The following is an 11271-nucleotide window of genomic DNA, read 5'->3' as shown; positions in this document are numbered from 1 at the left end:
ACTGTAAACTGGGCACGCGCGCGACTCAAAACAGCGCTTATCGCTGTTGGCGCGCCGCGGTCAAGTCGAATTTTCACAGTTGGAGAAATCTGAGCAGGTTTAAACAGATTTCTACTGAGATCAAAACGAACGCCGAGGGTGAGTGGTTTATCGAGGGGAATCGCGACCGGCTGGATAACCTGCATCAGTCAGTCGTGGGACTGCTGATTTCACTGATTCGGGTCTGTTTCAGAGAGACGCGATCGGCATCCAGTTTCAGCTGGTAGGTAATCTGTCGACTTTTTCCCGTGGGTCGTATGTCGTCGGGATCACTGGTAAAGAGAGGAAAGATTCGCGTGATCGTCGAATCCTGCAAGACATAGCGATCGTTTCCGTAATAGCCGGCAGAGGGATCCAGTGGGGGGAATTCGACCCTGGTCAATGCGTGTCTGCTGTTGAGCGTATAGATGAGCAGGGAGTCTGTTTCTTCATCGATCCGTACTGAAATGTAGACTTCTGGTATTCGATCCTGATTGAGATCCCGGACCGACATACCAAGCACCATGCCATTGATCTGCTGGCGGATGGGCACGGACTGGACATGATGACTGGCTGATCCGAGAGAGAGGCTGTTACCGAAATGAACGTTGGGAGACTTCAGGTCAAAGGTAACAGCCTGGAATTTCTGAATCTGTCTGAATGGTTTTCCCGGATTGACCCGGTATTTTGTAGCCTGTTCAAAGGCGAATGCCCGGGAAAGCAGTTTGGCATCATCCCCTTTTCGGCCGATAAGGGTGACTCCGATAGGGGAACCGTCGTCATCCAGACCGAGTGGAATGGTAATCGCAGGATAACCGGCGGTTGCATAAAGCGGGGACTGGTCATTCGCCAGGCTGACGATCAGGTCGATCTCATTTTCGTTAAATATATTGTCGAGTATGTCTGCCGCCTGTTTACGAAGTTGCAAAGCCAGTTGCTGATATTGGTTTGTCAGATCGTTTTCGCTGGAGCCAACCTGATCTGCGAATTCACCGATCAGGGAACAACCATAGCGGACAAGCAGCTGCCCAAACGGGACGCGGATCTCAGGCTGCTGTTCGTTGTAATTTCTCAGATCATTCAGAGAAGCGACTGGTGCTCCCGCATTGATCAGGTAGCCGATCGAATCTTGAGCGAGCCCTATGAAAATCAGCCTGCTTAACGATGTGAGCTGTTCGGGCGGTAGCTGGATTGCCTGGGAGCTGGCGTGCGATTTCTGCAGCCCCCGATCGATTTTCTGCATGATCGCATGTTGTTCAGAAAACCATTCGAGGGGGAGAGCAGGGGCGGAAGACCAGAGAATCTCATCCCGTAATACGCCGACTGAAACGTTCCGCAGGGCTTCCGTATTTAAAGTGGCTGCATAATCGACGTCTGCCTGGTCCATTGCTGCCAGCATGATCGCAGCATCCGTGACATTGCGGGCCACAGGACCTGCTGAGTCCTGAAAGCGGACCAGGGGGATCACTCCCGTGCCGCTTACTACTCCCCGGCTGGGTTTCATACTCACACACCCATTTTGCGAAGCGGGTGAAATCAGTGAGCCCGATGTTTCAGTGCCAACACTGGCTGTCGTCAGATAAGCTGAGGTCGAAATTGCAGATCCACTGCTGGAACCGGAGACATCCAGTTCGGGAGCGTAAGGATTCACACCAGCGCCGCTGACGGCATTCGCACCCGAAGGGTCCATGGTTAAAGCACCTGCAAATTCAGAGAGACTGGCTTTTCCTAATATGACCGCACCGGCAGAACGCAGGCGGGTTACGAGTTCGGCATCCTTGTCGGGGCTGTGATTGAGCAGGATTTCGGCACCACAGGTCGTATGAAGGGGGGCCCTGGTATCGATGTTATCCTTAAGATTCACGGGTATGCCATGCAGGGGACCGCGTTTCGAGTCTTTCCCCCTTGAAGCATCCGCGGTTCTGGCTTCCTGCAGCGCACGGGGATTGAGTTCGGTATAGCTGCGCAGGTTCTGATCGAAACGCTGGATACGATCGAGAAAGTAAAGGGTGAGTTCTTCCGAAGTCAGTCTGCCAGCCTCAAGGGCTGCCTGCAGATCCGAGATGGTAGCATCAATCACCAGATCATGGATTTCCTCGGCTCTTGTCGCTTTGAAGCGATCCAGTGATTTTTGAAAAGGAGAAAAATCGAGTTCTCGCAGCCGCGGGTTCAGATCTTCTGTCGCAGAGAGTTTTCCGACCAGTTGGGATAAAACCAGAACGAGTAAAATGGCATAGATCCGGCCGAGGCGATCCATATAATCTTCCTTTGAAATCCTTAAGAACAGAGTCAGAACGGACGGCGGCACATTGAGTTCATTCTGAATCCAAACTGTTTTACTACATCCTATACCGAAAGTACACGCTCCAATACTGAGAGCCGTGCCGAGGGAAACCGAGCCCCGACAGGATGCTGTCGGAAACGGGAGCAGGGGGCCAATTCGTGTCACAAAGGGATTAACTCAACGCGTTTTTTTGAGACCACGTTGAGTGTCCAGTTCGATTGGAGGTCAGTTTGTCAACAATTCTTGCGTGAAATCAAACCTGTCTATGGTTATTGAAGGATTCTGTATTTCAAATTTATCACACATGTAATGAGCTGCTAAGCTATACCCTGTAAGGGCTTATGCCTTTTGCCCCGTTCCGGAAATTAAAAACGCAATCGCGTGCTGAGAAGGGGGCTCCTCTCCACAATCTCAGCAGTGACGTCTGTCCGAATTAATATTGCCAATCTGTTTCGATTAAATGTAGATATATCGCAATATTACGATATAATGTTGTGTCAGGACAGGATGTCAGAGGGAATACTTCGACTACTGTCTGCGAATCAGAATCTCAGGACTGAACGGAACAGTATCGTGGTTTATATTTTGGCTGGTTCACTATTGATCGGGTTAACCTTAGGTCTGCTGGGGGCGGGTGGCTCAGCGATTACAGTTCCGGTACTGATCTACCTGGTCGGACACGGGACCAAGGAGTCTATAGCGGAATCAATGGCCATTGTGGGATTGATTGCCATCGCTGCAGCGATTCCCTATGCCAATGCGAAACAGATTGACTGGCGTAGTGTGTTCTGTTTTGGACTCCCTGGAATGCTGGGGACACTGGTGGGTGCCTGGTCAGGCGGACTGGCGGCAGAGGCCGTTCAGCTGGTCGTTTTTGGCAGCGTTCTCTTAGGGGCTGCGTTGATCATGCTTAGAAAACCAGAAACGATCGACGCTAACGGCAATGAGTCACCCAGGCGGTCCCCCGCCTGGAAAATGGTGCTGCAAGGCATTTTCGCCGGTCTTCTGACTGGCTTTGTCGGGGTGGGAGGCGGTTTTCTGATTGTGCCGGCCCTGGTCATCCTCGGCAAACTTCCCATGCGACTGGCAATCGGGACCAGTCTGGTCATCATCGTATTTCAGGCTGCCGTTGGTTTTGCCAGGTACGAGTACTTTCTGTCAGCGAATCACATGTCAGTCGACTGGCAGACGATATTGATTTTCGCAGTCATGGGTATCGTTGGCAGCATGATCGGCCGTCACATTAATACACGGTTGAACCAGCAAATGCTGAAATCGGTCTTTGCTGGATTTCTGATTCTGCTGGGTGGGTTTGTCATAGTACGTGAGGGCGGCAAATACCTGCATCCTGCCGCGCCTGCTACTGCGGTGATAGTAGCTTCGAAGCAGATTCAAGCGGAAAGTCAGATACCTGTTCACAATAACAAAGGAGAAGAGTGATGTTGCTGAAATATTTTTACGATCCGAAGCTGGCCCACGCTTCTTATCTGGTGGGCTGTCAAAAAACCGGCGAAGCAATCGTTGTGGACCCGGGCAGGGATATTGATCAATACCTCGAAACAGCGCAACGAGAAGGTGTCAGACTGACTGCCGTTGCAGAAACACATATTCATGCCGACTATGTTTCCGGGGCACGAGAACTGGCCGATCGCGTTGGCGCAAAATTGTATGTCTCAGATGAAGGTCCGGCCGAATGGAAGTATGAATACGCAGATCAGTATGATACACAACTGCTGAAAGATGGCGATACATTCCAAATCGGAAATATCAGATTTGCGGTTCTACATACTCCGGGTCATACTCCCGAAAGTATCTCGTTTCTGCTGACAGACCTGGGGGGCGGAGCGACTGAGCCGATGGGGATCTTTACCGGCGACTTTGTTTTTGTTGGCTCGATTGGCCGCCCGGATCTGCTGGAAGAAGCCGCGGGCATCATGGGGAGTGCGAAAGCGGGTGCGCATCAGTTGTATCATTCGGCGGAACGGTTTAAAGGTCTGCCCGACTACCTGCAGGTCTGGCCAGCTCACGGGGCAGGGAGTGCCTGTGGCAAAGGACTGGGGGCGATCCCGTCTTCCACCGTGGGATATGAAAAACGATTCAACCCTGCACTGCAGTTTGATGATGAAACCGCTTTTGTAAAATACATTCTGTCTGACCAGCCCGAAGCACCCAAATATTTTGCTGTGATGAAACGGGTCAATAAAGAAGGTCCTGGCATAATCGGGGATACCGGTCTGCCTGATTATCTTGATCCGGCGAGAATAGGTGAATACAGTCCTCAGGCGACACTACTTGATCTCACTCCTTCAGCAGAGTTTGCACAAGCCCATGTGCCGGGAACAGTGAATATTCCCCTGTCGATGCTGTCGGGATGGGCGGGGTGGCTCATTGACTATTCAAAGCCGGTTTATCTCATCACGGAAACTGCTGATTTATCAGAGGCGGTTCGTGTGTTGCAGAAAATTGGCATCGATACTCAGTTACAGGGTGCATTTCGGCGCTCTGAGGTCATCGCGAAAGAATTGGCGACTGAAAGTTATGCTGTGGTTTCCGCCGAAGACATTGCGGCGCGGATTGAATCCTGTGAAGTCAAACTGATCGATGTTCGATCAGACTCAGAATGGAATGCAAGCCATATTCCTCAGGCCGAACATCGTTTTCTGGGGCATCTTCCAGAACACCTGGCTGAAATTGAGCGGTCAAAACCGGTTGTCGTGCAATGTCAGAGTTCGGCACGATCTGCAATTGCGGCCAGTATTTTACAGGCTGCTGGGATTGAGGTCATCAATCTGGCAGGTGGCTTCCAGGCATGGCAGGCAGCCGGCTTGCCTGCCACGATTTCGGTTGAGAATGGTGTCACTTGCAGTCCCGGCAGTATCAAGGCCTGTTCCCTGGAGAAATTATAATGAGTCCAATCCTGGTTTTACTGGCAATCATCGCAGCATGGATCGTGTTTCATGTATATCTCCTGCCTCGCCTGGGAGTCAAAACATGCCTGTTCAGGTGCTGCCACAGGCCGAGCCCCCCTGAGGCTGAAATACCCGGTCGCATATCGGGGAAACAATCGAAGGTTGACCGTTGCGAAGTGGATTCCCGTTTCACATCAACTTTTTTCGGAGAACGCAAATGATTTCCAAACCCGTTAAAAACCATCAGAGAGACGAGCCGGCCATGAATGGCTCTGGCCGGGTGATTCATCACCAGGTTGTAATCGTTGGCGGTGGGACAGCTGGAATCACTGTTGCCTCAAAGCTCACCCGGGGCTGGTCGAATCAGCTGGATGTGGCCATCGTGGATCCCTCCGACAGCCACTATTACCAGCCCGCCTGGACCCTCGTAGGCGGGGGCGCTTTTCGTATGGAAAAAACACGACGTGACGAAGCTTCTGTGATTCCCCGCAAAGCGAAATGGATTCGTGATGCGGTTATCAAATTTGAACCACAACATAATCAGTTGATCACGCGCGATGGGAAAACGATTAAATACGATTACCTAGTTGTCTGCGCCGGGATTCAAATTAATTGGGATAACGTCAAAGGATTAAAAGAAAATCTGGGACAGGCTGGAGTCTGCAGTAACTATTCCTTCGAGTCTGTCGGCAGTACGTGGGACAATATCAGTCATTTCGAGGGGGGGACGGCCATTTTTACCCAGCCCGTCACAGGAATTAAATGTGGAGGTGCCCCACAGAAGATCTGTTATCTGGCTGATGATTATTTTCGCCAGCAGGGAATCAGAGATCAATGCAGAATCATATTTATCTCGGGTACTGGCAGCCTGTTTGCAGTCGAGAAATATCGGAAGGTTCTGGAGCAGGTTGTAAAACGAAAAGGTATTGAAACCCGGTTTAATCAGAGTCTGGTTGCCATTTCTGCTGATACGAAAGAAGCGATATTTCGTGATCTGGAAACGGGTGAGGAAAGCTCTGTCAAATACGACATGATTCACGTTACCCCTCCGATGGGACCTCCCACATTTATCGCAGAGAGTTCTCTTGCTGACGAGAATGGGTGGGTCGATGTCAATAAAAATACGTTGCAGCATGTGCGGTTCCCGAATGTCTTCGCGCTGGGCGACAGCAGTAATCTGCCGACTTCAAAAACAGCGGCAGCAATTCGCAAGCAGGCGCCCACGGTTGTCCAAAACCTGAAGTCCCTGATCGCGGGTAAACCGCTGACTGCCACATACAACGGTTATACATCCTGTCCCCTGGTGACAGGTTATGGAAAACTCGTTCTGGCAGAATTTGATTACGACAAGAATCCGGATGAAACATTTCCGATCAATCAGGCGCAGGAACGCTGGAGTATGTGGCTGCTGAAAAAATATCTGCTGCCGGTTTTGTACTGGAGAGGCATGCTCAAGGGACGCGTCTGATTGCTTTTATACCGGTCGATCAATTCACGAATACTTACAAATTGTAAAAAAGGAAGAAATCAATGAAGACGACGTTATTGCGAACTGGAATGCTCATTCTCCTGGTCTGCCTGGCCGCTGGATCTGTTCTGGCCCAGCATGGACCAGCAGGTCGAGGTCATGGTCACGGTCGAGGTAAGGGAGGTGCCGGGCAAGGGCAGGGACATGACCGCGATCATATGGATTTTCGTTATCTGCTCGAGAATCACCAGAAAATAAAGCGTGAAGTCCGTGTGCTTCCCAACGGGGTTCAGACCCTGGCAGAATCCGACGATCCACAGGTTGCTGCGAAAATCAGGGAGCATGTCTACTGGATGAAAGAACGGATTGAAAAGCGGCAGCCCATTCGGATGCGTGACCCTCTGTTTGCCGAACTGTTCAAACATGCCGGGCAAATCAAGATGGTAACAGAAGATACTCCCAAAGGGGTGCGTGTGCTGGAGACGTCTGAGAATCCCTATGTTGCAAAACTGATTCAGGAACATGCGAAGACGGTTTCAGAATTTGTAAAACGCGGTTTCCCCGAAGCGATGAAAAATCATCCTGTTCCCGCGGCGAAGAATGATAATACAAAAACGGAGTACATTCACCCGAAAATTCAAAAATACGGGAAAGTCGTTGCACTACCGGCCGCTTCCCAGCAGCCACGGGCTGAAAGTAAAATCTGTGTTGATCTCACGAAAGGAGGGGCAGCCGACCAGCTGAATCCAGCTATTGAAAAACTGGCAAGGTATATCAACATATATGAGGGAGCTGGTAAAACACCGGCGGCGGTGAAAATTGCTGTTGTCCTGCATGGCGATGCAACCTTGTGTGTATTAAATGACGATGCGTATGCGAAGCATTTTAAAGCAGAACGTAATCCCAACCTGGATTGTTTACACGAACTGCATCAAGCCGGGGTTGCCATTTATGTATGTGGTCAATCACTGACTGGTAAGGGAAAACAGTCGGAAGAAGTCGTTGTGTTTGCTGACGTCGCAGTCTCTGCTTTGACTTCCCTGGTCAATCTGCAGGCGGACGGATACGCTTATGTACCGCTATTAAAATGATAGATTGTATTATTTCTCACAGACCATGAACTTCTTTGAGCATAAAATCCGGAGACCATCTTCACTGACTGGAATTTCTGATTCTGTATTGCATAAAGAGAGACCCTCATGCGTGATCGCTGGATTATTATATTTATTCTACTGCTGACAGGCTCATTTCTCCTGACGGTTGTGTCGGCTGAAATGCCGCCGATGAAATCTGAAAAGTACCAGGTACCCAGCGAGTACCCTCCTCATGAACTGGGTGAAATTGTCAGGCTCGGTCGAGCCATTGTCGAACAGACGAACGTCCATCCACTGTCAAAAGAGTATGTGGGCAATTCCCTGACCTGCAGTTCCTGTCATCTCAAGGCAGGAACTGACCCGCGTGCCGCTACTTTTCTGGGAATAGCGACTGCGTATCCTGCCTGGTCTCCCCGTGAGAAACGAGTGATTACACTGGAAGACCGGGTACTGAACTGTTTCATGCGCAGCCAGAATGGAATGCGACCTCCGCTGGGAAGTAAAGTATCGACCGCGATTACGGCGTATATCACCTGGCTCTCGTCCGGAAATACGATCCGAATGAATCATGAAAAGCCACTGGGCCCCAATCATGTCAGGCCTCTTAAGCTTCGAACTGAGTTGGCAAATGCAAAACGCGGCGCGACATTATTTTCAAACCAGTGTGCCGACTGTCATGGGAGCGAGGGAACTGGAGGCGAAGCGGGACCGCCGGTCTGGGGTGAGAACTCGTATAACACGGGAGCGGGAATGAGCCGTAACGACAAGCTGGCCGCCTGGCTGAAAGTCGCGATGCCTCCCGATGAGACAAATTTATCCGAGCAGGATGCGCTGGATATTGCCGCTTATGTGAATTCGCATGATCGTCCAGAATTTGTCCTCGAGGAACATCTGCCAGAGGCAAAGCAACTGGGTGTTTATCGCTGGTGAGCTTCTGGTTCTCTGGGCTGACTGGAACGCCGAGTCTGATTCTGATCGGCGGGCAAGGGAGTAACTGGCATTAAACGGCAGTCTTGACTGATCAGGTCTTTCTGTTTTCGGGATAAAGCCAGCCTTTGAGCAGCCAGCTTAAGAGAGGAATCATGACCCATGTCATCAGGGGGACCGTGATTGAAGTTGTAATCGCGCTGGAAATCAAAAAATGCAGTTCGGTCATATGAGGGCGGATGAGATTAATCACGGGAATGACGGAGGCATAGACGGCGATCCACACGATGACCGCGATTTTATATTTAGGCGGAGGCTCGACCGGTTGCTGTTCGTCATGATGTGTTAATTCGAACCAGGTTTCCAGACCGGTGTTATGAGTGATCGCGGGAGGACAATGTTCCAGTGCGTGCAATTTGGAGATCCAGTGTTCACGTTCCGGGGAATTCTTCCAGCGTTCCAGATTCTCCAGTTGATCGAATCGCAGGACAATCTGGTAGGTGGGTTTCCGGGTGGACTCCTGTTTCAGGACGGTGGTCCCCAGGTGGCCGGGGAATTTGAGAGAAGCCTGAATCGTATTCGTCAGTGTTTCTTCCCACTCTTTCTGATTTCCAGGAGCGGGATGAGCAGTCACGACCATCGTCACGGGGTCTGATTTGGTTGTGTGCATCAAAGTTTTTCCTTCATGGAATATAATTTGCTTTCTTTCATGATCTACGGGAAGCAGATTGCTCTGTACTGATAGTCCCCAGGCAAGTTGTCTCTCATTATAGCAGTCACCAGGCAGTGTCGATTCCGTTTTTCAATATAAAAAATTGTAACAGATCGTCATATCACAGCTTAGAGAATTGAATTGTGGCAGGGCTATAATCTGGGTTTAAAAAATTGTCTGTACAACATTTAAAATATCTGATACTGCAGGTCTGCAATCCCGATATATTTAGAGAGAGCCATCCTGATGGACTCTCTTACAATTTAGATTGCGCCTGAATTGTAAAAAGTGCAAGAGTAAGGGTGGAAGGATTCACACAAATGAACTGTCTGTCACATAAATCAGGGATCACCCTGCTGGTTCTGGGATTAATTTCCCAAGTGGGTTGTGCTTCGATGAATCATACCGAAGCAGGGGCCGCGCATGGGGCTGGCATTGGTGCCGTCACCGGAGCCATTATTGGAAATCATTCCGGTAACGCCGGCGCAGGTGCCCTGATTGGAGCTGCCACAGGCGGACTGGCGGGAAGCCTGATTGGAAACGCAGAAGATGCCCGGGAAGAACGCGACGTGGCCATTGCCCAGGCAAATCATGAACGAGTGGCCCGCGCTGCGATTCATAATCACGATGTATTGCAGATGGCTCACAGCGGCGTGAGTGATTCCGTGATCATGGGAGCCATTCGCAGTCGGGGAGGCGCTTTTGACCTGAGTCCACAAAGCATTATTGCGCTCAAACAGCAGGGGCTCAGCGACCCTCTGATTGAATTCATGCAGCAGCACAATTATGTGAATTCAGCAGAGCCTGTGATCGTTCGACAGACCCCCACGGTGGTCAGTTCCCCTTCTGTCGTGTTTGTACGACCGCGTCCGCGGCCCCGCTTTTACCGACCGCATTATGGCGTGCATGGGCACTTTCACTTTTAACGGTTTAACTGCACGACCTGGGGCGCTTTATTCTTCCAGTCAACAGTGAGCCATAAAATCGCCTGGCCATCCTGGCTGCCCGTCGCTACAAAACGTCCGTTCGGCGAGAAATCGACCGATGTGACACCCTGTGCATGGCTGCTGAGCGTCAGGATTTCCTTTCCGGAATCCGTGTCCCAGAGTTTCGCGGTACCGTCATCACTGGCGGTAAAGGCCCGACTGTCATCGGGTGAGAAAACGACTGAAGCTACCGGTGCTGTGTGCCCGGCGAGGACGGTTTTCTTCCCGGTGTCAATCTCCCAGATAATCGCTGTGTTATCCTCCGATCCTGAAATCAGTCGTTTACCATTATGGGAGTAAGCGACCTCCCGAATGGGCCATTCGTGTCCTGTGAATGTTTTCAATTTTTTACCGGCTTTCGCATCCCACATCACCAGTGTTTTGTCGTTGGAAGCGGTTACGATTTGTGATCCATCGGGTGAGAAGATGGCACTTTTCACATGCGTATTCGGCTGCTCCAGGCTCATCTGAATGTCACCACTGGTGGCATCCCAGATTTTTGAAGTCCCATCATCGCTGGAGGTAAGGATACGCTTGCCATCCGGTGAGTAACGGACCGTGTTAACATAACCATTGTGTTTCTGTTCAAGCTTCTTTTCTGCCTGGCCAGTTTGCGTATTCCAGATTTTGGCAGAATTATCCCAGCTGCCTGTCACGAGCCATTTTCCATCCGGTGAGAAAGCTGCGGAAGCGACGACACCATGTGGATGAAATGCCATGACCTGACGCGCAGTCACATCGTTCCAGAGCCGCGCATCACGTCCGCCGACGGTCAGAATTGAATTGTGATAAGGAGAGAAGATGGCCGTCCACAGCATGCCCCCTTTGGCACGAAAATCCAGGAAGGGTTTCAACTGACCGTTCTCTCCGGGG

10 protein-coding genes are annotated in these 11271 nt (G+C 50.8%); 6 read left to right on the top strand and 4 right to left on the bottom strand.

Annotation, left to right across the window (positions count from 1 at the left end; all coding sequences use genetic code 11):
• Together AACZ40_RS24885 and AACZ40_RS24880 are read right to left on the bottom strand one after the other, a co-directional pair.
• A partial coding sequence (locus tag AACZ40_RS24885; protein ID WP_339676257.1) for a hypothetical protein occupies positions 1-185 on the bottom strand: 185 nt, incomplete at its 3' end.
• Entirely contained in the window at positions 185-2275 is a 2091-nt protein-coding gene (locus tag AACZ40_RS24880) for an amidase family protein (RefSeq protein ID WP_291169241.1), read from the bottom strand. The genes AACZ40_RS24885 and AACZ40_RS24880, both read right to left, overlap by 1 nt.
• A 600-nt stretch (positions 2276-2875) precedes the next feature.
• Here AACZ40_RS24880 and AACZ40_RS24875 point away from each other — a divergent pair.
• The 5 genes from AACZ40_RS24875 to AACZ40_RS24855 all read left to right on the top strand — a co-directional run bounded on the left by AACZ40_RS24875 (position 2876) and on the right by AACZ40_RS24855 (position 8703).
• Positions 2876-3742: a sulfite exporter TauE/SafE family protein gene (locus AACZ40_RS24875; protein ID WP_291169244.1), complete on the top strand. Its 867-nt coding sequence runs from the start codon at positions 2876-2878 to the stop codon at positions 3740-3742.
• Positions 3742-5208 carry an MBL fold metallo-hydrolase gene (locus AACZ40_RS24870; RefSeq protein WP_291169246.1) on the top strand — a complete coding sequence of 489 codons (1467 nt, stop codon included), beginning with the start codon at positions 3742-3744 and terminating at the stop codon, positions 5206-5208. The genes AACZ40_RS24875 and AACZ40_RS24870 overlap by 1 nt, the downstream gene beginning before the upstream one ends.
• Before the next feature lie 220 nt (positions 5209-5428).
• Positions 5429-6679: an FAD/NAD(P)-binding oxidoreductase gene (locus AACZ40_RS24865; protein WP_339676254.1), complete on the top strand. Its 1251-nt coding sequence runs from the start codon at positions 5429-5431 to the stop codon at positions 6677-6679.
• A gap of 62 nt (positions 6680-6741) precedes the next feature.
• Positions 6742-7770: a DsrE family protein gene (locus AACZ40_RS24860; protein WP_291169250.1), complete on the top strand. Its 1029-nt coding sequence runs from the start codon at positions 6742-6744 to the stop codon at positions 7768-7770.
• Positions 7771-7878: 108 nt separating this feature from the next.
• The gene (locus AACZ40_RS24855) at positions 7879-8703 is read left to right on the top strand and encodes a c-type cytochrome (RefSeq protein ID WP_291169251.1); all 825 of its coding nucleotides are present in this window, start codon (positions 7879-7881) and stop codon (positions 8701-8703) included.
• Positions 8704-8794: 91 nt separating this feature from the next.
• Here the strand turns inward: AACZ40_RS24855 and AACZ40_RS24850 are convergent, their stop codons facing one another.
• Positions 8795-9370, bottom strand: coding sequence for an antibiotic biosynthesis monooxygenase (locus tag AACZ40_RS24850; protein WP_291169254.1), 576 nt, complete (start codon positions 9368-9370; stop codon positions 8795-8797).
• A 362-nt stretch (positions 9371-9732) separates the two neighbouring features.
• Here AACZ40_RS24850 and AACZ40_RS24845 point away from each other — a divergent pair, with 362 nt between their 5' ends.
• Positions 9733-10338, top strand: coding sequence for a glycine zipper domain-containing protein (locus AACZ40_RS24845; protein WP_291169257.1), 606 nt, complete (start codon positions 9733-9735; stop codon positions 10336-10338).
• Here AACZ40_RS24845 and AACZ40_RS24840 read toward each other — a convergent pair.
• A partial coding sequence (locus tag AACZ40_RS24840; protein WP_339676249.1) for a WD40 repeat domain-containing protein occupies positions 10335-11271 on the bottom strand: 937 nt, incomplete at its 5' end. The genes AACZ40_RS24845 and AACZ40_RS24840 overlap by 4 nt on opposite strands.

The sequence above is a fragment of the uncultured Gimesia sp. genome, assembly GCF_963972345.1.
Lineage (GTDB): Bacteria > Planctomycetota > Planctomycetia > Planctomycetales > Planctomycetaceae > Gimesia.
The sequence above is the reverse complement of the archived record's forward strand: the minus strand, read 5'-3'. Positions and strand labels throughout refer to the sequence as shown.